The sequence below is a fragment of the Acetobacter vaccinii genome (genome assembly GCF_008365315.1).
GTDB lineage: Bacteria > Pseudomonadota > Alphaproteobacteria > Acetobacterales > Acetobacteraceae > Acetobacter > Acetobacter vaccinii.
Map to the genome: position 1 here is coordinate 1,361,821 of NZ_CP043506.1, position 23,586 is coordinate 1,385,406.

The following is a 23,586-nucleotide window of genomic DNA, read 5'->3' on the forward strand; positions in this document are numbered from 1 at the left end:
GGCTGTGCCGCTGTGCGGGCACAGCCGCCCCAGAACCTTTTCGGGTCACTGACGTGGATAGGTGTGCTGAAGCGCTCCCTGTGGGGAGGGCAGGTCGAGCCCCCGCACATGGCCTTGACGGTACGGGGCGGAACGGCTTTGTTCGCGCCCATCAGCCCCAGACCATATTGGACAGTTCTTGGCACAGACATTTTCCGCCCCCGACAGCCAGCCCCCCGGCCAGCCCCTTGTGTTCCATCTGGTGGTGGAGGAAGGGCAGGCGGGCGAGCGCGTGGACCGCTATCTGGCCGCCAACGCACAGGACCTGTCGCGCTCACGTATCAAGGGGTTGATCGAGGCGGGCTGTCTGCTGTGCGATGGCCAGCTCCTGCGTGAGCCTGCGGCGGCGGTGCGGGTGGGCATGGCCCTTGTGCTGACAGTGCCCCCCGCCGCCCCCGCCACGCCAGAGGGCGAGCAGTGCGTGGCCTTTACCGTTTTGTATGAGGATGACGACCTGATCGTGCTGGACAAGCCCGCAGGGCTTGTTGTCCACCCCGCACCGGGGAACGAGACGGGCACGCTGGTCAACGGGCTGATCGCCCATTGCGGGGACAGCCTGAAAGGGATCGGCGGGGAGCGTCGGCCCGGTATTGTCCACCGTCTGGACAAGGACACCTCGGGCGTGATGGTGGTGGCCAAGACCGAAAAGGCCCATCTGGCCCTGTCGGAAGATTTTGCAGCCCGGCGGATCGACCGTGCCTATCTGGCGGTCTGCTGGGGCGTGCCCGCCCCTGCGAGTGGTGAGTTTGAAGGGGCCATCGGGCGTGACAAGCGCGACCGCAAGCGCATGGCCCTGACCGAGCGGGGCGGTAAATGGGCGCTGACCCGTTACCGTGCCCTCCAGCTTTTTGGCACCGGTGCGACGTTGATGGAGTGTCGGCTGGCCACAGGGCGCACCCATCAGATTCGGGTGCATTTTTCGGCCAATGGTCACCCTCTGCTGGGGGACCCGTTGTACCTGCGCCGGATTCCTGCTGCATCCCGCCAGTTGCCAGCAGCGGCCCGTGCGGCAGCGCTGGATTTTCCACGTCAGGCCCTGCACGCAGCCCGGCTGGGCTTTACCCACCCCTGCACAGGGGTTGAACTGTCGTTTGAAACTCCGATGCCCGAGGACATGCAGGCCCTGCTTGAGGCGCTGGCCGAGTCCTGACAGGGCGGATGCCGACCTGCGACCGAGTCGGCTCTGATAAAGGGGACTGGAATAGTCCGGAAAATCGCGGGATTTTAGAAACCCCGATGCAGTTTTCTTGACATGTGTGGTTTTTGGGGCGCAGTTTCGCAGTGTTTCCCGCTCGCCCCGGTTGCTATGGGGCGTTCGGGGCCGTTTCCATCCGGCTGCTGCTCATGTTGAGGGCAGAGGGAAGATAAACGGCTTTTCCATTACGTGCCGGAGCTTGCCTCTCTACTTTTTAAGGATACGCGCCTGTCGTCACAGGAACCGCAAGTATCCTCGGGAGTTCCAGCACAGGAGGAGTACTGGTCATGGTATCGTCCGTCATCAATGTTGGGCCTGAAGGCAATCTTTCAAGGTATCTTCAGGAAATCCGTAAATATCCGCTGCTCACCCCCGAGGAAGAACTCAGCCTGTCCCGCCGCTGGCGCGACAAGGAAGATGTGAAGGCCGCGCACAGGCTGGTCACATCGCACCTGCGTCTCGTCGCCAAGATCGCCATGGGTTATCGGGGCTATGGCCTGCCCATGAACGAGCTGATCAGCGAAGGCAATGTGGGCATGATGCAGGCCGTGCGGCGGTTTGACCCCGAGAAAGGGTTCCGTCTAGCCACCTACGCCATGTGGTGGATCCGCGCTGCCATTCAGGAATACATTCTGCATAGCTGGTCTTTGGTCAAAATGGGCACCACGGCCGCGCAGAAAAAGCTGTTCTTCAACCTGCGGCGTCTGAAAGGGCAGATGCAGGCCATTGAGGATGGTGACCTCAAGCCCGAACAGGTGGACCGTATTGCCACCACACTGGGCGTGTCCGAGCAGGACGTGGTGGATATGAACCGCCGCATGGCCGCTCCCGACCACAGCCTGAATGCCCCCCTGCGGGCCGATCAGGACAGTGAGTGGCAGGACCGCCTGGTGGACGAACAGCACAACCAGGAAGAAACCTACGCCGAGAACGAGGAACTGTCGGGCCGCAAGGCGCTGCTGGCCACGGCCATGGCCACGCTGAACGAGCGGGAGCAGCGGATTTTTACCGAGCGCCGCCTGAAGGACGAGCCCACGACGCTGGAAGACCTGGCGCATGAATACGGCATCTCGCGCGAGCGCGTGCGCCAGATCGAGGTGCGGGCGTTTGAGAAAGTGCAGGCCGCTATGAAGACGGAAATCGAAGCCCGCCGCAACGCCGGGCAGGGGGGCTGAGCGCCCGCCTGCGCCGCACCCTCAGGCGCGGGCAATGTCCTGAATGAAAAAGGTCGCATCCATGCGGCCATTCCAGCTTTCCGCCCGCAGGTAGCCCGCAAGGTGCAGGGGCGGGCGCGTGCTGTCCTCCAGCACTGGGGTCAGGGGGCTGTCTTCCGCGCGGAACAGCAGGGCCTTCAGCCGTGCGCCGTTATCGGCCCGTAGCAGCACCCGCAGGGTATTGCCGTCACGCCCGATCCTGTCTGTCCGTATAATAGTCGCGTGGGACAGGGCCACCATGGGTTCGGGGTTGCCCGCACCAAACGGGGCCATAGCCCCCATCTGCTGCGCCAGCTCGGCACTGGCGCCCGATACGCTCACGACCGCATCCAGCAGCAGGTCCACTGTGTCGGGCAGGTCTGTTGCCTGTGGCAGGCGGGTGTCGAGGAAGGAGTGGAACTCCTCCAGCCGCTCGGCCTCCAGCGAGAACCCGGCCGCCATGGCGTGCCCACCACCGGTTTTGAGCATACCGGCCTGGCGTGCGGCAATAATCACGGTGCCAAGGTCCAGCCCCGGCACAGACCGGCCTGAGCCTTTGATGGAGCCGTCCTCCTGCTCCGCCCCGACCAGAGCCGGGCGGTTGAAGCGCTCCTTGATCCGCCCTGCCACAATCCCGACCACACCGGGGTGCCAGTCGCGCCCGGCCAGCAGGATAACGCCCCGGCCAGCCTCTTTCTGGGCGGCGGCCTGCTCCATGGCGAGGTCCAGAATAGTGGCTTCCACGTCCTGTCTGCGGCGGTTGACCGCATCCAGCCGCTCGGCCATCTGCCGGGCAACGGTGCGGTCGGTGCAGCGCAGCAGGTTCAGGCCCAGGGCGGCCTCGGCAATCCGCCCTCCTGCGTTAATGCGTGGCCCCAGCGCAAACCCGCAGGAAAACGCATCGGGCGCTTTGGTCACGCTGGCAATTTCCATCAGCGCCGCAAGGCCCGTGCGGTCACGCCGGGCCATGACCTTGAGGCCCTGGGCCACAAACGCACGGTTAAGCCCGTGCAGGGGCATGACATCACACACCGTTGCCAGCGCCACCAGGTCCAACTGGCGCATCAGGTCTGGCGGGGGGCGGTCAGGGGTAAACCAGCCTGCATCGCGCAGGCTGCGCCGGGTGGCCACCATGGCCAGAAACGCCAGTGCCGCAGCGCAGATGGACCCCAGTCCCGACGGGCAGTCCGGCCGGTTGGGGTTGACCGTGGCATGGATGGCGGGCAGCGCATCTTCCGACTTATGGTGGTCAAGCACGATGATATCGGCCTGCCCCGCCAGCGGGTTGAGCACATCGGCCGAGGCCGTGCCGCAGTCCACACAGATGAGCAGGGATGCCCCCTGCGCCACAAGGGCTTGCAGCGCAGGCTGGTTGGGGCCGTAGCCCTCGGTCATCCGGTCGGGAATATGGGTGAGAACCCGGCAGCCCAGTTCCTCCAGCACAGCGGCCAGAATGGCGCTGGCGCAGGCACCGTCTACGTCGTAGTCCCCAAAAACACCTATGGTTTCGCCCTGTTGCACGGCTGTGGCAATGCGGGCAGCCGCCTTGTCCATGTCAGTCAGGCAGGACGGGTCGGGCAGCAGGCTTTGCAGCCTTGGCTCCAGATAGTGGGCAGCCTGTTCGGGTGTTATGCCGCGCAGGGCCAGCAGGCGGCCTACCGTATGGGGCAGGCCAAGCTGCTGGGCCAGAGCGCCTGCCATGCGCTCTGTTGCCGGGTCTTCGGCATTGCCCCGCCAGGCCCAGCGCCGCCCGCTGACACTGTGTTCGACCCCCAGTACGGCAGGGAGCTGTGGCCCCGCGTCATGCGGGGCTGTCGGGCGGGTGGCTGTGGGCATGGGGGTATGCAGGCTTATTCCGGCGCCCAGTTTTTGGTGCGGAAGTTGTGGTGGGCTTCGACAAAGCGCGACGTGCCGGACTTGGAGCGCATGACCAGCGAGTGCGTGACCGCGTGGTAGGGGTGCTGGTGCACACCACGCAGCAGCGCGCCCGTGGTCACACCCGTGGCCGAGAACAGCACCGGCCCGGCGGCCATGTCCTGCAGGCCCAGTTTGCGGTCGGGGCTTTTACCGGGGTTCATGGCCAGAGCGCGTTCGCGCTGGGTGTCGTCTTCAAACAACAGGCGGCCCTGCATCTGGCCATCTACGCAGCGCACGGCGGCGGCAGTCAGCACGCCCTCGGGCGCACCGCCGGAGCCGACATAAATATCCACTTCGCTGGTGGACAGGCAGGCGGCAATGCCCCCGGCCACGTCACCATCGGTCAGCAGGCGCACGCGGGCACCGGCCGCGCGGGCGCGGGTAATCAGCTCCTGGTGGCGGTCGCGTTCAAGCGTACACAGCACCAGATCCTGCACGGTCAGGTTTTTGGCGCGGGCCAGGTTCTTCAGGTTGGTTTCGATGGAGGCGTCCAGGTCCACCACACCTTCGGGCAGGCCGGGGCCAACCACGATCTTGTCCATGTAGATGTCGGGCGCGTGCAGGAAGTTGCCGCGCTCGGCCAGGGCCACCACGGTAATGGCGTTGGGCATGTCCTTGGCGCACAGGTTGGTGCCCTCAAGCGGGTCCACGGCAATATCCATGGCCGGGCCGCCACAGCCCACTTTTTCACCAATGTAGAGCATGGGCGCTTCGTCCATTTCGCCCTCACCAATGACCACGGTGCCATCAATGGCCACGGTGTCAAAGGCGGTGCGCATGGCTTCCACGGCGGCGCCATCGGCGTCGTTCTTGCGGCCGCGGCCCGTCCAGCGGGCAGAGGCCAGGGCGGCGGCCTCGGTTACGCGGACCAGTTCCAGCGCCAGGTTACGGTCGGAGGCGAGAAAAGGAGTGGGACCAACGGAGGATTCAGGCATGGGAATCTACGATCCTTCTTGCATTCAGGCAGGGCGGGCGAGGGGCCGTGTTCAGGCCGCCTCGATCCGGATCATGACCGGGGTGTCGGTGACAACGCTCAGCGCATCAATCTGGGCGATCGCTGCCTGCATGGCAGCTTCCGACGTCCGGTGCGTGACCAGCACCAGCGGAACATGGGGGGCGGTTTCGCTATCCGCCGGGTGTTGCAGCATGCTGCGCAGCGACACACCACAGTCGCGCAGGACAGCGGTAATGTCGGCAATAACGCCGGGGCGGTCCTCTACCCGCAGGCGCAGGTAAAAGGCGGCTTCCCCGACGGATATGGGGCAGGCGCGCACGGGTTCTACCGTGCCGGACTGTACGCCCCACAGGGTGATGGCCTGACCACGGGCAAGGTCCACCAGGTCGGCGGTGACGGCGCTGGCGGTCGGCCCGGCTCCGGCACCACGGCCTTCGACCATGATGCGGCCAACAAACTCACCTTCCGCCACAACGGCGTTGAACACGCCATCCACCTGCGCCAGCGGTGCATGCTGGGGCACAAGGCAGGGGGTAACGCGGGCCTGCAGGCCATCGTCTGTCATGCGGGCAAGGCCCAGCAGCTTGATGCGGTAGCCAAGCTGGCGGGCAAAGGCCAGATCGTCCGCGCCGATGTGGCGGATGCCCTCAACATGCACAGAGTCAAAGGCCACGGGGCGGCCAAAGGCCAGACCGGCCAGAATGGTCAGCTTGTGGGCAGCATCCAGCCCGTCCACATCGGTCGTGGGGTCGGCCTCGGCATAGCCCAGGTCCTGGGCGTCCTTGAGCACGCTGGCAAAGTCCTGTCCGGTTTCCCGCATGACGGTCAGGATATAGTTGCAGGTGCCGTTGAGAATACCGCCAACGCGCAGCAGCCTGTCAGCGGCCAGTCCTTCGCGCACGGTTTTAATGGCGGGGATACCGCCTGCCACAGCGGCCTCAAACAGCAGCGGGGCAGCGTTGTCGGCACTCAGCCTGGCCAGGGCGGAACCATGCAGGGCCACCAGCGCCTTGTTGGCCGTGACAACCGGCTTGCCAGCCTTCAGTGCCGCTTCCACCAGGGCGCGGGCTGGTCCTTCGGCCCCGCCGATCAGTTCCACCACCACATCCACATCCGGGTCGCTGACCAGATCGAGGGCGTTGTCGTACCAGCGCAGGCCCGACACATCGACCCCACGGTCACGCGTGCGGTCGCGCGCGCTGACGGCTACGACCTCAATCGTACGGCCGGTGCGGGCGTGCAGCAGGTCCGCATTGGCGTGCAGCAGCCGGATGACACCCGCGCCAACCGTGCCAAGACCGGCAATACCAAGACGGAGGGGGGAGGAGGAGGAAGGGGATGTCACGGTGTTACAGGCTCCGGCTTTTTAGCGGACGGGGAAGAGGAGGGCGAAATGCCATGCGCGCCGAGGAAGCCCCGGATGGAGCGCAGGGCCTGACGCAGGCGGTGGGTGTTTTCCACCAGCCCGATACGGACGTGGCTGTCACCATATTCACCAAAGCCAAGGCCGGGGGCCACGGCTACGCCAGCTTCCTCCAGCAGTAGTTTGGAAAACGCTACGCTGCCCATCTCGCGGAAGGGTTCGGGAATGGGTGCCCAGGCGAACATTGACCCTTCGGGCGAGGGCACGTCCCAGCCTGCGGCATGCAGGCCACGGATCAGCACATCGCGGCGGTCCTTGTACAGGGCGCGCAGGTCGGCCACGCAGTCCTGCGGGCCGTTCAGCGCGGTTACGGCGGCCACCTGGATGGGGGTAAACGCCCCGTAATCCAGATAGGACTTGATGCGTGTCAGGGCGGACACCAGCCGTTCGTTCCCTGCCGCAAAGCCCACGCGCCAGCCTGCCATGGAGTATGTCTTGGACAGCGATGTAAACTCCACCGCGATGTCACGCGCCCCGGGCACGGCCAGAATGGAGGGGGGCACCTTGTCGCCAAAATAGATTTCGGCATAGGCAAGGTCGGACAGGATCCAGATATTCTCACGCCGGGCGAAGGCCACCAGTTCCTTGTAAAAATCAAGGTCGGCCAGATACGCGGTCGGGTTGGACGGGAAGTTGACAATCAGCGCCGTGGGCTTGGGCACCGAGTGACGTACGGCGCGGTCCAGAGCGCGCAGCATGTCCTCGTCCGGTGTGGCGGGGATGGAGCGCACGCTCGCCCCGGCGATAATGAAGCCGAACTGGTGAATGGGGTAGGACGGGTTGGGCACCAGAATGGTGTCGCCCGGGCTGGTAATGGCCGAGGCCAGATTGGCCAGCCCTTCCTTGGAGCCCAGGGTGACGATGACTTCCTTTTCCGGGTTGAGCGTAACGTTAAAGCGGCGCTCGTAATACCCGGCCACGGCCTTGCGCAGCCCCGGAATGCCCTTGCTGACCGAGTAGCGGTGGGTGCGCGGGTCGGCAATGGTTTCCACCAGCTTGCTGACAATATGCGGCGGGGTGGGGGTGTCGGGGTTGCCCATGCCAAGGTCGATAATGTCCTCGCCCCGCGCGCGGGCCGCGGCCTTGGCCTGATTTACCGAGGCAAAGACATAGGGCGGCAGGCGGCGGATGCGATGGAACTCTTCGGTCATGGAGGTGTGGTGCTCTGGCTATGGGGTTGTGACCCCATTGTTGTTGTGGGACAGGCATAGTAGTCGGCAAAATGCGACAGGCCAACACCCCGCAGGCGCTAAATTAACCCGCCTGCCGTGTGGTGGTGGCGGGTGGGCAAGGCCCATGGGCGCGTTGGCGGGGCTTTGCCAGTCTGGCGGGGTGGCTTGGGGCCGCGCGGCCAGTGGCAGATAACTCCTGGAGCGTGTCTGCCTGTTTGGGCCAGCCCGTATCAGGGCGTGGTGGAAACCCGCGCCCCTGTGCCAAAGGCATCGCCCCGGACATGCAGGGCTGTGGCGGGCACCCCATGGGCGACAAGGAGCTGTGCCAGGCGAGAGGCCCGTAGCAGCCCAAGGCGCACGGCATCGGTCTGGTTGACGGCATCCAGCGCTGTCGCGTTGCCAAACCCGCGGATGTAGAAGGGGCCTTTGGGGGTTTTGTCCACCAGTTTGGCCAAAGCGGCGTCCTGCCCGCTGGAAAGCTGGTCGGAATCGGGCAGGAAGTGGAAGCCCGTGCCTTTGACGTCCGCAAGGTCATAATTGGGTGTGCGTGTGCTGGCCGTGGGGGTGTCAGCAGGCGTGGCCACCCCGGCAATCTGGGGTGGCGGCGGTGGGGCTGCCGGTATGGCGGGCAGTACCTGCGGGCCTGCGGCTCCCTTGTCGTCACGCACGGTGGGGAGGGCAATTTCCCCATCGGGGCTGTCAGCCGTGCTGGGGGTGGTGGTGTCCGGCTGGGGGCGGCTGCTCTGGGCCTGTTGTGGCCGCGGGGGGGCTTCGGCCGCGTCCAGCACGGCACCGCTGGCCCCTGTGGGTAGTTCAGCCTTTGGGGCGGTTCCACCCGGCGGGGGCGGTATGTCGGGGATAAGGCTGCCGTTGGCCGCAACGGTACGGTACGTCAGGTTCCGGTCGCGCAGCAGCCGCTGGGTCAGCAGGGCGCGGGCCTGGGGGGATGTAACATCCGGCGGGTCTGTGGGGGTCAGCCCCACATGGGGGTACGGGTCATAGCGGCCAGGGGCCGGGGGGCGCTGGGTGGCAATAACGCCGCCGCGCATTTTGTGGACCCAGTCAAAGGTGCTGTCCACGGCGTCCTGATGGTTGCACCCGCCCAGTGCGACCATGCCCCCTGCCACCAGTGCGGCGCGCAGGCGGCGGAGGCCTGTGGTGCGCGCGGGTAAAGGCCCGGACCCGGTGCGTGTCCGGCAAGGGTGTGGCTGCGGCATGGTCTGGTGGGTGCTCCCCGGATGCGCTTGGCAGGAAATGGCTTTCACCTTACCTCTTTCGCGCCGCGCTGGCGAGCCACAGCATGATTGCCCCTTGGCAGGCACGTTGCAGCGGCGCAGGATAGCGGCATGAACACAGACACGGAACAATGTGCGGAGACAGCAATGCCGGGTATTTCCTTCCAAAACGCCATCAGGCTGGATGATGAACCGGACGCGCCGGAAAGCCCCGAAACCCCTGAAAAGGACGAAAAGGCCCCCGGTGCCCCGCATGGAGAACTGGAGCACAAGCTGTTCAAGCAGCGTAAGGTGCTGATCTTCGGCGGTGTGAACGACAAGATGGCGCGCGACGTAACAGGCCGCCTGCTGGCTCTGGCCGGTGAGTCCGACAAGCCGATTGATGTGTACGTCAATTCCCCCGGCGGGCATGTGGAAAGTGGCGACACCATCCATGACATGATCCGCTTTGTCGATTCGATTGCACCGGTCAACATGATCGGCACCGGGTGGGTGGCGTCTGCTGGGGCGCTTATTTTTGCGGCTGGCCACAAGGACCGTCGATTCTGTCTGCCCAACACGCGCTTTCTGCTGCACCAGCCGATGGGCGGCGTGCGTGGCCCGGCAACCGATATCGACATCGAAGCGCGTGAAATCATCAAGATGCGCGAACGGCTTAACCGTATTTTCGCGCATGAGACCGGCCACAGCTACGAGAAAGTGGCCAAGGACACCGACCGCAACTACTGGATGTCGGCGCAGGAAGCGATTGATTACGGTTTAGTGACCAAGATCATTTCCCAGTTTTCCGATCTGCATTAAGTCCGGCACAGTACTGCCGCCCATCCTGCGGGGCACTGTGGGGTGGGGGTGGTCTGTTTCAGGTCATCGGACCAGTTCGCGGGGTCTGGCCATGCTGGCCGGACCTTCCTGTACAGGTGGACGGTCCCCAGGAGACAGGTGCCTCATATGGGTTCTCTGAGCGATATCTATTCCAAACTTCCCGACAGCATGGACGATCTGCCCGCGCCGCCCAACGCGCAGGCTGTGGTCGAGGCTGACTATCGCGCCCGGCATTGGATGAGCCCCGAGCAGGGGCCACTGCGCCCCGGGTCGGACGCGCACAAGCGCGCACTTGCTGCCATGTTCCGCGATACGTTCAACCCCTACAAGCCGTCCGTGATCGACTGGCCGAAGCTGGACCCCGAAACGCTGCACAAGATCGTGTCGCTGCCGATCTGGGATATTGCGGTCCAGACCGAAGGCAAGGCGCGCCTGCGCATGGCCGCCTATGCCAGCCTGGTCAAGGACCCCGACATCAAGGATGCCATCTCCCGCAATGCGTGGGAGGAAAACCGGCACAAGGAAGTGCTGTCCAAGATGGTGGCCGCCTACAACATCCCCATGGCGCCGGAGCCTCCGTATATTGAGCCGCGCGATGTCGAGTGGGCCTATATGGTCACCGGCTTTTCGGAATGTGTGGACAGCTTCTTTGCGTTTGGCATGTTTGAGCTGGCCAAGCGGTCTGGCTTTTTCCCGCCTGAACTGACCGACACGTTTGAGCCGATCATGCAGGAGGAATGTCGCCATATCCTGCTGTTTGCCAACTGGCTGGCCTGGTACCGTGCTGTCATGCCCTGGTGGCGCCGTCCGTATTTTGAACTCAAGGTGTGGGCGGTCTGGGCGTTCCTGGCCTATGAGCGTCTGAGCCTTGTCCGCACGGTGGACGACAAGGGGCAGGAACACACCCAGGACAATAACTTTACGGTGACCGGCACCAAAGAAGTCACCAATGTGCAGATCACCCTGCCCGACTTCATGGAACTGTGCCTGACCGAGGACGCCCGGCGCTTTTCCGGCTATGACCCGCGCCTGCTGCGGCCCACAACGCCGCCCTTTATCGGCCGCGTGATCCGTGATGCCGGGCGCTGCTGGGAGTTTGCCAGCGGCATCTTCAAAGCCAACAAAAAGTAACCTGTGGGTCTTGCTGCCGGTTCTTGAAAACCCCTCCCTGGCGGAGGGGTTTTTTTATGGGGCACAGGCTTTTTGACAGCAGGTGCTGACGTATTGTCAAAGCCCGCAGGCTGGGCATAAATGCGCGGCCACGGCCCGCTTTGGGGCGTGCTGAAAAGGAGCCGACCGCGATGGCCAGTCGTAAGGATGTTGATGCCACGGCAGGCCTGCTCATGCTTGCCCTGTGCGCGACCTGGGGCATGCAGCAGGTGCTTATAAAAGCCATTGCGGCAGATATTTCCCCCATTATGCAGATCGGTCTGCGGTCGGGGCTGGCGGCTGTGCTGGTGGCGGGGCTGCTGGCGTGGCGCAGGCAGGTGTCGGCGTTGTGGGCGGTGTCCGTGCCTGCGGGCTGTGCGGTTGGGGCGCTGTTTGCGCTGGAATACTTTTTTGCCGGGCAGGGGCTGCGCTTTACCAGTGCCGCGCATATGTCCATCTTCCTGTACACAGCGCCTATTTTCACAGCCCTTGGCCTGCATTTCAGACTGCCGGAGGAACGCCTGGCCCGTATGCAGTGGTGGGGCATAGCTTTGGCGTTTGGGGGCATTGTGGTGTCCTTCATGGGGCGTGGGGCCGGGGGTGGCGCTGTGTCCTCGCTCGTGTGGGTGGGGGATTTTCTTGGCGTGCTGGCGGGGGCGTCCTGGGGGCTGACGACGCTTGTTGTCAGGTTTTCCAGCCTGTCGGATGCGCCAGCGGCTGTCACCCTGTTCTGGCAGTTGGGGGGTGCTTTCTGCCTGCTGGTGCCGATGGCTCTTGGGTTGGGGCAGGGGGCTGTCCATGTGGATACCCGCGTGGTGGCGGATATGGGGTTTCAGACAATCGGTATCACCTTTGTCAGCTTCATGGTCTGGTTCTCCCTGCTGCGGACTTATCTGGCCTCGCGGCTGAGTGTTCTGTCGTTCATGACCCCGCTGTTTGGCATTACCTTTGGGGCGGTTTTTCTACATGAGCCTCTGACCCATGCCTTTCTGGCCGGGGCAGTGCTGATACTGGGTGGGATCATGCTGGTCAGCGGTCCCACTCTGCTCCGCTGGAAGGGCGCACGCGCCAAGGGCATCACCCTGCCGTTCCGGCGGCCCTGAGGGCGGGCAGGGCGCTGCCCCACCGGGCCGCCCCTGTGTTGCGGGTGGGGCTGTTGTCGGGGTGAGACCGGCATGGGGCGGGCCTGCTGTGCGGGCTATATTCTGCCTGCTACGACAAATATGAGAATGACTCTCAATTTCTTGTTGCTCCATTCCAAACGGCATGGCAAGCCAGCGGGAATGGTTGCCCTGACCCTGAAAACCGTGCGCCCGGCCCTTGTCCGCATGCACCGCTATACCGGCCTGTTTCTGGCGGTTGTCCTGTGCGTGCTTGGTCTGACAGGCAGCCTGTGCACTTTTCAGGACGAGATTGACGCCTCGCTCAACCCCGACCTGTTCCACGCAGCGCACCCAGACAGGCATCTGCCGCCTTCTGTCCTGCTGGCGCGCCTTCAGGCCCAGCGCCCGGCCGCACAGGTTAACGCTCTGCTCTACCGGCCCGAGGCCGGGCAGTCTGTCCGCGCGTTTACGTCCAACGAAGGGGCGCCTGCTGACGAGCTGTTTCTGGACCCCTCCAATGGCCATATTCAGGGCGAGCGGGAAACAGAAGGCTGCTGCTTTAACCGGCGTGTGGTCATGTCGTTTTTATACAGGGTGCATTATTCGCTGGCGCTGGGGCGGTTTGGCATCGTTTTTCTGGGCCTTTGCGCAATCCTGTGGACTGTGGATTGCCTTGTGGGCCTTGTGCTGACCTTTCCTTTGCAAAACAGGGTGTGGCAGCCTGCGTTTTGGGTACGCTGGGCGCCAGCCTGGGGGGTGTCGTTCGGTCGGGCGTTTATCCGCGTGGTGTTTGACCTGCACCGGGCCGTGTCGCTCTGGCTCTGGATTGTGCTGCTGGGGCTGGCTGTCAGCGGTGTGGCGCTGACGTTGAATGACCAGGTTTTTACACCCGTTGTTTCCACCCTGTTGCCCGTGCGCCCAGCCCTGACAGCCCCGCCCGGAGGCCGGTTTCCACACGGTTTGACGCTGGATCAGGCGGAAGAGACCGCCATTGCCTTTGTGCGCGCCTATGGTGAGAGCCCCCGCCCCGCAGGTGTTTTGCTGGCGGCGGATGGATCGACGGCAACATTTTACCAGTTCAGCGCCAGCGGGCATGAGGTGGCAGGGCTGGGTAGCCCGCAGGTTACGGTTGACCTGCATACGGGCTCCATTACCCGTGGAGAAATACCGGGCATGGGGGCGGTCGGGAACATTGTCATGCAGCTTCAGTTCCCATGGCATAGTGGCAGGCTGCTGGGCCTTTTCGGGCGGATTGTGATCTGCGTGTCCGGGTTGGCGGTGTGCCTGCTGTCGGTGACAGGGGTGTTGATCTGGTGGCGCAAGCGCAATCCCCCGCGCAGGCACCGTAAGGTTGCGGCGTAACGCCTGTTTAAAACAGGAGCAAAAGCTTTTTGGGTATCGCCTTTTTTCAAAAAGGTGATGACTGTCTAATCTGTTTGAGAAAAGACGCATCTGAAGATTTTGTAGGTTTTGCCACGTCTATGGATGGCACCGACCACTATAATGTTTCTTTATTGAAACAAAAAGAGCCTTCTCCCTATACTCGGCCCCACATCAGGGCAGCGGGTCTGTCCGCCAGCCGGGGGAGGGTGCGTGGTCATGGCGTGGGTCTATCTTGTACTGGCAGGGGTGTTCGAGGTTGGCTGGCCAGTCGGGCTTAAGCTGTCGCAGGTGCCCGCAACACGGCTGGCGGGCATTGCCATGGCCCTGTTCTTTCTGGGGGTAAGTGGCACGCTGCTCTGGCTGGCGCAAAAGCAGATCCCACTGGGCACGGCCTATGCGGTCTGGACAGGGATCGGGGCTGTGGGCACCTTTGGTATGGGTGTCTACCTTTATGGTGACCCCCTGACAGCCGCCCGGTTTTTGGGTGTGGCCCTGATTATCGCAGGGGTGGTTACCCTCAAGCTGGCGCATTAAGCGGGCAGGCCCCGGCTATGACAAGCCGGGGCGTAAAGGCAGGTCAGAACGTTACTTTTGTGCCGATCTGGAACGTGCGGCCGGGGGCGACCTCACGCCCCCAGGGGCTGGTATCCATACCGCGGAAGTAATAGCGTTCGTCCCCAAAGTTCATGATAGCAAAAGACAGGTCCAGTTTTGTGCCGTCGTTGCGCAGGGCGATGGTGTGGCTGACCTGAGCGTTGAAGACAACATAACCCGGCACACGCCCGACCGAGCCGGTTGCGTTTTCGCGCTTGGTATTGGCGGCATCGGTGTAAGAGCGGGAGAACCAGAAGCCGTTGATGTTAAAGCGCGTCTGCCCCCACTGATACGTCGCCCCGCCCGAAAGCTGGTGTTTGGAGGTATAGGGCACCACATTGCCCTGATAAGCGCCGTTCAACTGGCGGGCATCAAGGAAGGAATACGCGGCGTTGAAGGACAGGTTGGGCAGGTTCTTCAAAGCCCAGTCGCCAGAAAACTCCAGCCCCTGGTAACGGGTTGCTCCAAGGTTGATATACGACCCCGGCGTGCCAAGGCTGGGGCTGATGATGGTGCTGTCATATTCGATCTGGTTGCCAAAATCGATCCGGTAGAATGTCAGGCCAAGCGTGGTCTGGCGATTGGGGAACCAGCGTCCCCCGACTTCGTAGTTCCAGGCTTTTTCGGTGTTCAGGCGGTTGCCGTAAATGATCTGGGTTGACTGGGCAGGCCGCATGGATTTCTGCACGTCAAAGAAGACATAACCCGTTTTTCCAATGCTGTAGCCCAGCGTGACACCGGGTAGGATGTCGCGCGTGCCATTGCCTTCCTTCTGGCCTGTGGCTTTGTTCACGTAGCTCTGGTCCACGTGCTCAAACCGAAAGCCCGGTGTCAGTGTCAGGCGGTTGTCGAGAAAACCCATTTTGTCGCTGACAAAGGTCGCCCACGCCTGGTTGTTGAACTGCCAGTCCCGGAAGGATGTCCACGGCCCGGAGGGCAGGGACTTGCGGTTGACCATGTAGTGAATGTCCTCGCTGACATAGCGCGCCCCGAAGGTGAATTCATGCGTAACCCCCCAGGTTTTGGTGCGCAGGGTCATCTGGGGCTGCACGCCATAGACCGTGAAGTCACGCGGGGAGTTCTGCATCCGCTGGGCTGGCAGGTCGGAGCGCCATGTCTCGGCCGAGGACAGGCGCATACCGTTGGTAAAGGACCGGCTGGCCTGGTCGGCAAAAAAGGTCAGCGTGGCCTGCCCGCCGGTAATACCCCGCCAGTGGTGGATGTCATGCTGTGCAACAAGGCTGCCCCGGTAGGTGTCGCCTGTCATGGAATCGTAAGGCCGGGTGCTCTGGAAAGGGTTTTTCTTGTAATCCGCCGGGGACAGGGCACCGGGCATGTCGATGTCGGCTTCATAATCGGCAAAGTCGGCGCGCAGGCGGTCGTTATCCGTTATGTCGTACTGGGCGCGCAGGCGCAGGTTACGCACGTTGACCGAGCTGTGGCTGTCGCGGAACTGCTGACCGTTCTGGAAATTGGCATCCAGTTGCATGGCAAAGCGCTGGCTCAGGTGCCCGCCGGTGCTAAAATCGGTATTGGTCAGCACATGGCCGTTATTGCCCGCAATTTGCAGCCGCTCGCCAATTGTTGTGGTCCATTTTTGTGGAATGGGCCTGCTGGCGATGTTGATGACACCGCCCATGTTGTTGGGGCCGTATTGCAGGGCCGCGCCGCCACGCACAACGTCAATATGGTCAACCATGTCCATGGTCATGGGGAACATGGAAATACTGGTCTGCCCATAGGGGGCCAGAGCCAGCGGGATACCATCCTCCAGCACCTGCACACGGCCACTGCGGCTTTCGTAAAGGCCACGAAGCTGGATCTGGGGCAGGGCACCTGTGCCGGTTTCGTCAAAGATTTTCACACTAGGGATGCGTTGCAGCGCGTCATCGAGCGAGCGCACGGCATTGCCGCGCAATTCGGCATTGCTGATAACCGTCCGGCTGCCTGCGTAATGCCGCACGGCGGAGCGGTTGGCACTGCCGATCACATCGCCCTGGATGACAATGCTTTCCCCATGGGGGGATTCAAGAGTGCCGACAGGCGTTGCCACATGGGCGGGGGCGGGCAGGGTCGTGGGGGTTGGGGCGGCGGCGGGTGTGGGCACCAGTTCGTAGTCACCGGCCCCGGCTGCATGAAAGCTCAGCCCGCTGCCTGCCAGCAGTTTTGACAGGGCAGAGGGGGCATCCATCCGCCCCGACACGCCGGGTGAGTGATAATTGCCAAGGCGTGCCCCGCCTGCGGCAACCTGCACATGGGTCTGCCTGCTAAAAGCCAGCAACACATCGGACAGAGGACCGGGGGCGATATGGAACACCTGCGCAGCCTGCTGGGCTGCGGCGGGGCGGGCCAGCAGGGGCGGGGCGGCTGTCAGGGCGGTGGCAAGGCAGACAATACGCAGCGTGGTTGGCCGGGTGCTGCGGCAAGGGGGGGCTGGGTGCATGGTGGAAGGCGGTCCTGCTCTGGGTCTGGCATGCGAGTGTCTCGCAATTGCATGAGACCAAGACGCTCCCAGTGGCGGGTTTTCCTGTCCGGGTGATAATTTTTTTTCGAGAGGGCAGAAAAACCCCGCTGTCAGGACCGCGAGATAACCGTCAGCCAGCGCGAGAACTGGCGAACCCGCCCCCCGTGCTGGCGCACCGCAAGGGCCAGCGCTCTGGTGGGCTGGCGCAGGTCATACACACCGCTGACTGTCTGCTGGCCCAGCGCTGGGTCCAGCAATACAATGGCCCCGGTCTGCCAGGGGCGTATGCGGGCGATCAGAGTGGACAGGGGCATGGCATCGGCCATCAGCAGTCCGTCACTCCACAGGCCTATGGTGTCGGGTTTGCGGGTGCCGCGTGTAGTGGTTGTGCCCTCAATGCTCACCCAGTTGCCGGGGCCAAGGTCCTGCGGGGCTGTTGTGCCATCGGCGGCCTGTACCTGGCTTGCCCCTTCGCGCACGGCAACGGTGGTACCCTGTGCGGACAGCAGGACATCAAACACCGTGCCAATATCAGTCGCCTTGACCCCCCCGGCCATCACAGCAAACGGATGGGCGGGATCATGCCTGACCTTGAACAGGGCCTCCCCCTCCAACAGCGTGACCATCCGGGCTTGGTCCTTGGTCTGTATGCTCACGGCCGTGCGGGGGGCCAGGGTTATGGCTGTGCCGTCGGGCAGGGTTATGGTCCGTGTCTCACCCACGGTGGTGTACTGGTCGGCCTGCCAGCGCAGCAGCAGGTCCGGGCTGGCAACAAACAGGCAGGCACAGGCGGCGGCCAGCCCAAGAGGCACAGGCCATAGTGTACGCAGGCGGGGCCGTACGCGGCGGGGGTCTGGTTGGGGTGCTTGCTGGCTTTGGGGGCTGCCCCCCATGTGCGCCAGCGTTGTGGCGGCGCGGTTGACACTGGCCCAGGCCTGGGCATGCAGCGGGTCAGCCTTCAGCCAGGTCTGAAAACGCTCCTGCAAGGCAGCATCATCAGGGTCGTCCCGTAGCAGAACAAGCCAGACAGCCGCATCCTGCCGGGGGAGTGTGGGATCAGCCATTGTCTGTCAGGCCCAGCCGGGTAATGGGCCGCAGGGGAGGGTGGGGGCGTATGGGGCTGGCGTGCGGCGCATGGCGGGCAGGGACGGGCCAGAAAAGAGTGTCAGGCAGGGCATATGCGGGCAGTCTTTCAGCGTGGCCCGGTGCGGTCAAGCTCTTCAGCACAGGTTGCCAGACCTTTTGCAATCAGAGCCTGCGCGAAGGAAATGGACACCCCAAGTTCGGCCGCAATTTCACGCAGTTTGCGGTTTTCAAAATGATACAGCCGTAACGCCATGGCCTGCCGGGGGGGCATGGTGTCGATAATGGTGGCCAGACGCTCCATTTCCAGCCGGGAGATCACGGCCTCCTCAGGGGTGGGCTGGTCGGCGGCTATGGTCTCGCTGAGCGTATCGGGGGGTACATCCACTTCCGCCTCACGCTTTCTGCGCCGCAGGTGGCTGACAAAGAGGTTATGGACAACGCTGCGCAGGTAGCGGAAGGGCGAGTCCACACTGTCGGGCTGGTGCCGCTCCAGCAGGCACCAGGCCTCCTGCACCAGGTCTTCGGCGGTATTGCGGTCGCCGGTCAGCTTGCGGGCATACACCAGCAGCCGACCATAATGGGTCGTATACGCATCCACCTGCCGGGGTGGGTTACCAGGGTGGGGGAGGCGTGCCATGCTGCCGAGCATAGACGAATGCGAATTTTTCGCAACTGCAAGAGGAATGACACAGCGCGCCCTGCCCGCGTGGCTTCAGGCCAGTCTGCGGGGCCGGGGCGGGGTTGCTGCTCTGGGCAGGCCTTGGTGGTTTACTGGGGGGGCGGGCTGCGTAATAAGGGGCGGCGGCAGCGCCAGCCCTTGTCCCCTTCCAGCCCCCGAGGCCTCATGATCCGTCTTGATACCATCAGCAAGCATAATGGCCACCGGGTCATTTTTATCGAGGCTTCGGCCGCCCTGCAAAAGGGTGAAAAAATCGGTCTGGTCGGCCCCAATGGTGCAGGCAAGACAACCCTGTTCCGGCTGATTACCGGGCAGGAAGAGCCTGATGAAGGCCATGTTCTGACCGACCGTGGCATTACGGTGGGTTTTTTCAATCAGGACGTGGGGGAAATGAGCGGCCGCAGTGCGGTTGCCGAGGTCATGGATGGGGCCGGGCCGGTGTCGGTTGTCGGGGCGGAACTGGCGGAGCTGGAAACCGCCATGGCCGACCCCGAACGGTTTGATGAGCTGGACACCATTCTGGAACGCTTTGGCGAGGTGCAGGCCCGCTTTGAGGAATTGGGCGGTTACGCGCTGGATGGCCGCGCGCGTGAGGTGCTGCACGGGCTTGGCTTTAGCCAGGAAATGATGGATGGCGATGTTGGGCGTCTGTCCGGCGGGTGGAAAATGCGCGTGGCTCTGGCTCGCATCCTGCTGATGAAGCCTGATGTGATGCTGCTGGACGAACCAAGCAACCATCTGGACCTGGAAAGCCTGATCTGGCTGGAGCAGTTTCTGTCAGGCTATGATGGCGCATTGCTCATGACATCGCACGACCGTGCCTTCATGAACCGGATCATCAACAAGGTGATCGAGATTGATGGCGGGGTTCTGACCTCCTTTTCGGGCGACTACGAGTTTTACGAACAGCAGCGCGCCCTGAACGAAAAGCAGCAGCAGGCTCAGTTTGAACGCCAGCAGGCCATGCTGGCCAAGGAAGTGGCGTTTATTGAGCGCTTCAAGGCCCGCGCCTCGCACGCGGCGCAGGTGCAGAGCCGCGTCAAAAAACTGGATAAGATCGACCGGGTAGAACCGCCCAAGCGCCGTCAGGCCCTGTCCTTTACCTTCCCGCAGGCCCCACGCTCGGGGGATGCCGTGGCCACCCTGCGCGGGGTGGACAAAAGCTATGGCAGCCGCGTGATCTACAAAGGGCTGGACCTGCTGATCCGGCGGCAGGAACGCTGCTGCGTGCTGGGGGTGAACGGCGCGGGTAAATCAACCCTGCTCAAGCTGGTGACGGGAACCACCACGCCCGATGCCGGTACGGTCACTCTGGGGGGCAGTGTCCGCATGGGGTATTTTGCCCAGCACGCCATGGACCTGCTGGACGGTGAGCGCACAATTTTTGAAACGCTGGAACATACGTTCCCGCTGGCGGGCCAAGGGTCGTTGCGCGCACTGGCCGGTGGCTTTGGTTTCTCGGGTGATGATGTGGACAAACAGTGCCGCGTGCTCTCAGGGGGTGAGAAAGCCCGGCTTGTCATGGCGCTGATGCTGTATGATCCGCCGAACTTTCTGGTGCTGGACGAACCGACCAACCATCTGGACATCGCCACCAAGGAAATGCTGATTACGGCTCTGGCGGATTATGACGGCACCATGCTGTTTGTGTCGCATGACCGGCATTTTCTGGCCGCCCTGTCCAACAGGGTGCTGGAACTGACCCCCCAGGGCCTGCACCGTTACGACGGCGGCTATACGGAATACGTGGCCCGCACCGGGCGCGAAGCCCCCGGCCTGCACGAATAGGCAGCAGCTTCAAACCCGGCAGGGGCCGCAGGCTCCTGCTCCATGGTTTATAGGGGCTCGGGCTACTCAGGCACCCCCATACCGGCGGTAACGGAAGGGGGGTGGCGTTTGTGGGCGATCCGCAATGGCCTGGCTGATCAGGCCATGGTCATGCGCCTGATGGCACACGGGGTCCGCCACATCGGCCCGGCCAGCCAGGGCCAGAGCCTGACAGCGGCAGCCGCCCCAGTCTTCCTCCTTGAACGCGCAGGACCGGCACGGGTCGGGCATCCAGTCCGTGCCACGGAACATGGTAAACAGGGGCGCTTTTTCCCAGATATCGGACAGAGAGGCTTCCGTCACAGTGGGGAAGGCCACGTTGGGGATGGTCTCTGCCGCATGGCACGGCAGCACCCGGCCCGAGGGCGCGACATTCAAAAAGCGTTGCCCCCAGCCCCCCATGCAGGGCTTGGGCTTGTCCGCGTAGTAATCGGGGGTCACAAAATCGATGGTCATGCGCCCGGCAAGGCGGGTGCGGGCCTCGGCTACGGCGTGTTCCGTTGCTTCAAGCTGGGCGCGGTCGGGCAGCAGGGCGTCCCGGTTCATCAGGCCCCAGCCGTAATACTGGGTATGGGCAATTTCCACCCGGCGTGCGCCCAGCTCTTCTGCCAAGGCCAGCATGGCGGGCACACGCGCGCAGTTCTGGCGGTGGATGACAAAGTTGATCGTCAGCGGCAGACCTTCGGCCACAATCAGGCGGGCGGCCTCCAGCTTGCGGGCATGGGAGCCTGCCATGTGGGCAATCCTGTCGCCCTCATCAGCCTGTGCGTCCTGGAAGGACAACTGGATATGGTCCAGCCCGGCCTGCGCCAGTTGCCCCAGTGTGGTGGGGTTAAGCAGCACGCCTGATGTAATCAGGTTGGAATACAGGCCAATTTTGGCGGCATGGGCGACAAGCTGCGGCAGGTCTGGCCGGGCCATGGGCTCCCCGCCGGAAAAATGAACCTGCAACACCCCCATGGCTGCGGCCTCGTCCAGCACGCGCAGCCAGTCGGCTGTCTCCAACTCCCGCGCGCGGGGTTCCAGCGCCAGCGGGTTGGAGCAGTAAGGACACTGGAGCGGGCAGCGGTGTGTAAGCTCCGCCAGCAGGCTCATAGGGGGTGGGGGGGCTGTCATGCCGCCAGAAGAACCTGTTTTTCAGCTAATTCATGCACAAGGGCCAGAACATCGCGGGTGATGATATCACGCGGGGCCGCAAAAGTCTGGGCCAACTCGTCTATGATAGCGGCCAGTGTGCGGGTGCCGTCAACCCGTTGCAGCACTTCGGCCGCAATGGCATCGGCCTGAAAGGCGCGCTCGGGGGCCTGGATAAACCATGTCTGGCGCACCCGGTCGTACTGTAGCCGTGTGCCACGCGCAAAACGTGGCACACTGGTTTCTGTCATGGGCGCGGGGGGGGCGCCCGTGGTCATGCCTGGCTCTCGGGGCGGAAAGCCCCTGGGGGAATGTTGCCGGGTGTGACATAGGCATAGTCCAGCGCGTCCAGCATGCTCCACAGCACATCGCACTTAAAGCGCAGGGCCGCCAGCACGGCGCTCTGCTGCTCGGCAGTGCGGGCATGTTCGCGCACATAGGCCAGGGCAAAGGCGGAATCACGCGGGGCCTGGGTCAGCCGGGGCTGGAAGTAGGCCAGGGTTTCCTCGGTAATAAAGCTGTAGTTGCCCAGCATGCCCACCACGCGTTCGCTGATGATGGTGGGAGAGAACAGCTCGGTCAGGGACGAGGCAATGGCTTCGAGAATGGAGCGTTCACGCACAAAGCGGACATAGGCATCCACCGCAAAGCGGGTTGTGGGCAGCAGGCCATCGAGCGATTCCACATAGCCGTTGTCCAGCCCCAGCCCTGCCGTCAGCTTCAGCCAGCGGGCAATGCCGCCTGTGCCGGGCTCGGTGCCGTCGTGGTCTTCCAGCCTGCGGCGCCATTCACGGCGCAGTTCGGCCGTGGGCAGACGGGCGAGGAGCGAGGCATCCTTGGCCGGAATACTGGCCTGATAATAATAGCGGTTCAGCGCCCAGGCCTGCACCTGCCCCTTGGTCAGCAGCCCGGCGTGCAGGGCGCGGTGGAAGGGGTGCAGGTTGTGGTAGCGCTCGGCACCAATGGCGCGCAGGGCGGCTTCCAGCTCATCAGCGGTAAGGATACGGTCTGTCATAGCGTGACCTTCATGCCATCGTAGGCGACTTCCCACCCTGCCAGTTCGGCCTGTGCGCGCTCGGGCGAGTCCGACAGAAGAACAGGGTTGGAATTGTTGATGTGGATCAGGATCTTGCGGCCCGTGGGGATGGTGCGGAAGGTGGCTATGGTGCCATCGGGCTCGTCCGCTACCGACATGTGGCCCATGCGGTGGCCAGTCTTGCTGCCCAGCCCGGCGCGGACCATTTCATCATCCGTCCACAGGGTCCCGTCGAAGAAGACGGCATCCGCCCCTTCCAGCTTGTGGCGCAGGTCGTCCGACATGCGCGCACAGCCGGGCACATACAGCACGCGGGCCTTGCCGTCGGTTATTTCCAGCCCGATGTTTTCACCATTGGTGACAATCTCGGCCGGGTTGCTGCCTTTTTCCGCGTACAGCGGCACCTTGCCGGGCACCGTAAAGGGCGTGATGCTAAAGCCCGCAGGCTTGAGGGCAAGGGGCTGCCCCAGTGTGAGCGCATGGCGCGGCACAAGGGTGGGGTCCAGCGCGGTAAAAATGGGGTTGGCGTCCAACTGGCCCAGGACCGAGGGCGTGGCATACAGCGCAAAGGGCTGGCGCTCACGCAGGGTCAGCAGGCCGGTAATGGCGTCAATTTCACCACTGGTCAGGACAACTCCGGCAATGGGGGTCGAGCGCAGGCCGTCACGCGGGTACAGATCGGGGGTCTGGTTGATCTGGGTACGCAGATCGGGCGAGGCATTGAGAACATACCAGGAGACGCCATCTCCGCTGACAGCGATGGAGGCCTGGGTGCGGGCCGGGGCTGTGGGGTCGCCCGCGCGGGCGCGCCTGCATGCCGGGGCGTTGGAGTTCCACTGTGGGAAACCACCGCCAGCCGCGGCGCCTAGAACGACGATATCGAGCATGCGCCCTTTCCAGTCAGAGAAAAGCCGCCAGCCATGGGGAAGGGTGCTTCCCCCCGACTGGCGGCTGAAACAGGGTTCGGAAAAGGTCCGACCTTATTTCTTCTGACCGCAGACGTAGCTGTTGATTTCTGCGCCCAGGGGGATTTCAGACACTTTCGGTGCAGTCCAAGCCATGGCTTTGCTCCTTCATCATTCAGGGTTTTAACATCAAAGGCGTGTATGCGTGCCATACCGGATGGGGTGCATACACGCGGTCGCATCCTTCAGTTTGGCCAAAAACCGGGCTTGTGCAA

22 protein-coding genes are annotated in these 23,586 nt (G+C 63.5%); 8 read left to right on the forward strand and 14 right to left on the reverse strand.

From position 1 onward, the window contains the following. Positions 1–229: 229 nt before the first annotated feature. Together FLP30_RS06040 and rpoH are read left to right on the forward strand one after the other, a co-directional pair. A complete protein-coding gene (locus tag FLP30_RS06040; protein ID WP_149280254.1) occupies positions 230–1,189 on the forward strand; it encodes an RluA family pseudouridine synthase in 960 nt (319 codons plus the stop codon). Positions 1,190–1,521: 332 nt separating this feature from the next. After that, on the forward strand, positions 1,522–2,409 hold the full coding sequence (gene rpoH, locus FLP30_RS06045; RefSeq protein WP_149279017.1) for an RNA polymerase sigma factor RpoH: 888 nt from the start codon (positions 1,522–1,524) through the stop codon (positions 2,407–2,409). Positions 2,410–2,430: 21 nt separating this feature from the next. Here the strand turns inward: rpoH and recJ are convergent, their stop codons facing one another. From recJ to FLP30_RS06070, 5 genes are all read right to left on the reverse strand, one after another. After that, positions 2,431–4,263, reverse strand: a complete 1,833-nt coding sequence (recJ, locus tag FLP30_RS06050; protein WP_149279018.1) for a single-stranded-DNA-specific exonuclease RecJ — start codon at positions 4,261–4,263, stop codon at positions 2,431–2,433. Between the two features lie 14 nt (positions 4,264–4,277). Further along, positions 4,278–5,279, reverse strand: coding sequence for a class II fructose-bisphosphatase (glpX, locus tag FLP30_RS06055; RefSeq protein WP_149279019.1), 1,002 nt, complete (start codon positions 5,277–5,279; stop codon positions 4,278–4,280). A 51-nt stretch (positions 5,280–5,330) separates the two neighbouring features. Then, positions 5,331–6,644, reverse strand: a complete 1,314-nt coding sequence (locus FLP30_RS06060; RefSeq protein WP_149279020.1) for a homoserine dehydrogenase — start codon at positions 6,642–6,644, stop codon at positions 5,331–5,333. Further along, positions 6,641–7,873 (reverse strand): LL-diaminopimelate aminotransferase, encoded by a 1,233-nt coding sequence (locus tag FLP30_RS06065; protein ID WP_149279021.1) that lies wholly within the window; start codon positions 7,871–7,873, stop codon positions 6,641–6,643. Before FLP30_RS06065 ends, FLP30_RS06060 begins: the two co-directional genes overlap by 4 nt. Positions 7,874–8,124: 251 nt before the next feature. Then, a complete protein-coding gene (locus FLP30_RS06070; protein ID WP_246856660.1) occupies positions 8,125–9,159 on the reverse strand; it encodes an OmpA family protein in 1,035 nt (344 codons plus the stop codon). A gap of 81 nt (positions 9,160–9,240) precedes the next feature. Here FLP30_RS06070 and FLP30_RS06075 point away from each other — a divergent pair, with 81 nt between their 5' ends. The 5 genes from FLP30_RS06075 (at position 9,241) to FLP30_RS06095 (ending at position 14,120) form a co-directional block, all read left to right on the forward strand. Beyond that, positions 9,241–9,930 (forward strand): ATP-dependent Clp protease proteolytic subunit, encoded by a 690-nt coding sequence (locus FLP30_RS06075; protein WP_210419322.1) that lies wholly within the window; start codon positions 9,241–9,243, stop codon positions 9,928–9,930. Between the two features lie 147 nt (positions 9,931–10,077). After that, positions 10,078–11,082, forward strand: coding sequence for a ferritin-like domain-containing protein (locus FLP30_RS06080; protein WP_149279022.1), 1,005 nt, complete (start codon positions 10,078–10,080; stop codon positions 11,080–11,082). Between the two features lie 170 nt (positions 11,083–11,252). Continuing rightward, complete coding sequence (locus FLP30_RS06085) at positions 11,253–12,203, forward strand: DMT family transporter (RefSeq protein WP_149279023.1); 951 nt, start codon at positions 11,253–11,255, stop codon at positions 12,201–12,203. 180 nt (positions 12,204–12,383) lie between these two features. After that, positions 12,384–13,565 carry a PepSY-associated TM helix domain-containing protein gene (locus tag FLP30_RS06090; protein WP_168200053.1) on the forward strand — a complete coding sequence of 394 codons (1,182 nt, stop codon included), beginning with the start codon at positions 12,384–12,386 and terminating at the stop codon, positions 13,563–13,565. 237 nt (positions 13,566–13,802) lie between these two features. Then, a complete protein-coding gene (locus FLP30_RS06095) occupies positions 13,803–14,120 on the forward strand; it encodes a DMT family transporter (protein ID WP_149279025.1) in 318 nt (105 codons plus the stop codon). Positions 14,121–14,163: 43 nt separating this feature from the next. Here FLP30_RS06095 and FLP30_RS06100 read toward each other — a convergent pair whose 3' ends face one another. The 4 genes from FLP30_RS06100 to FLP30_RS06110 form a co-directional block, all read right to left on the reverse strand. Beyond that, entirely contained in the window at positions 14,164–16,623 is a 2,460-nt protein-coding gene (locus FLP30_RS06100; RefSeq protein ID WP_149279026.1) for a TonB-dependent siderophore receptor, read from the reverse strand. A 131-nt stretch (positions 16,624–16,754) separates the two neighbouring features. After that, positions 16,755–17,708 (reverse strand): FecR family protein, encoded by a 954-nt coding sequence (locus FLP30_RS06105; RefSeq protein ID WP_149279027.1) that lies wholly within the window; start codon positions 17,706–17,708, stop codon positions 16,755–16,757. Further along, on the reverse strand, positions 17,701–17,871 hold the full coding sequence (locus FLP30_RS14085) for a hypothetical protein (RefSeq protein ID WP_168200016.1): 171 nt from the start codon (positions 17,869–17,871) through the stop codon (positions 17,701–17,703). The genes FLP30_RS06105 and FLP30_RS14085 overlap by 8 nt, the downstream gene beginning before the upstream one ends. Next, complete coding sequence (locus tag FLP30_RS06110) at positions 17,837–18,367, reverse strand: RNA polymerase sigma factor (RefSeq protein WP_168200054.1); 531 nt, start codon at positions 18,365–18,367, stop codon at positions 17,837–17,839. The genes FLP30_RS14085 and FLP30_RS06110 overlap by 35 nt, the downstream gene beginning before the upstream one ends. Before the next feature lie 207 nt (positions 18,368–18,574). Between FLP30_RS06110 and FLP30_RS06115 the strand changes: the two genes are divergently transcribed. Continuing rightward, positions 18,575–20,197, forward strand: coding sequence for an ABC-F family ATP-binding cassette domain-containing protein (locus FLP30_RS06115; RefSeq protein ID WP_149279029.1), 1,623 nt, complete (start codon positions 18,575–18,577; stop codon positions 20,195–20,197). Between the two features lie 66 nt (positions 20,198–20,263). On the opposite strand, the gene pqqE is transcribed toward FLP30_RS06115, so the two are convergent. From pqqE to pqqA, 5 genes are all read right to left on the reverse strand, one after another. After that, a complete protein-coding gene (gene pqqE, locus FLP30_RS06120; RefSeq protein ID WP_149279030.1) occupies positions 20,264–21,352 on the reverse strand; it encodes a pyrroloquinoline quinone biosynthesis protein PqqE in 1,089 nt (362 codons plus the stop codon). Continuing rightward, positions 21,349–21,648, reverse strand: a complete 300-nt coding sequence (gene pqqD, locus FLP30_RS06125) for a pyrroloquinoline quinone biosynthesis peptide chaperone PqqD (RefSeq protein ID WP_168200055.1) — start codon at positions 21,646–21,648, stop codon at positions 21,349–21,351. The genes pqqE and pqqD overlap by 4 nt, the downstream gene beginning before the upstream one ends. Then, positions 21,645–22,385, reverse strand: coding sequence for a pyrroloquinoline-quinone synthase PqqC (gene pqqC, locus FLP30_RS06130; protein ID WP_149279031.1), 741 nt, complete (start codon positions 22,383–22,385; stop codon positions 21,645–21,647). The genes pqqD and pqqC overlap by 4 nt, the downstream gene beginning before the upstream one ends. Next, a complete protein-coding gene (gene pqqB / locus FLP30_RS06135; RefSeq protein WP_149279032.1) occupies positions 22,382–23,293 on the reverse strand; it encodes a pyrroloquinoline quinone biosynthesis protein PqqB in 912 nt (303 codons plus the stop codon). The genes pqqC and pqqB overlap by 4 nt, the downstream gene beginning before the upstream one ends. 93 nt (positions 23,294–23,386) lie before the next feature. After that, positions 23,387–23,467: a pyrroloquinoline quinone precursor peptide PqqA gene (pqqA, locus tag FLP30_RS06140; RefSeq protein ID WP_149280258.1), complete on the reverse strand. Its 81-nt coding sequence runs from the start codon at positions 23,465–23,467 to the stop codon at positions 23,387–23,389. Positions 23,468–23,586: the final 119 nt, after the last annotated feature.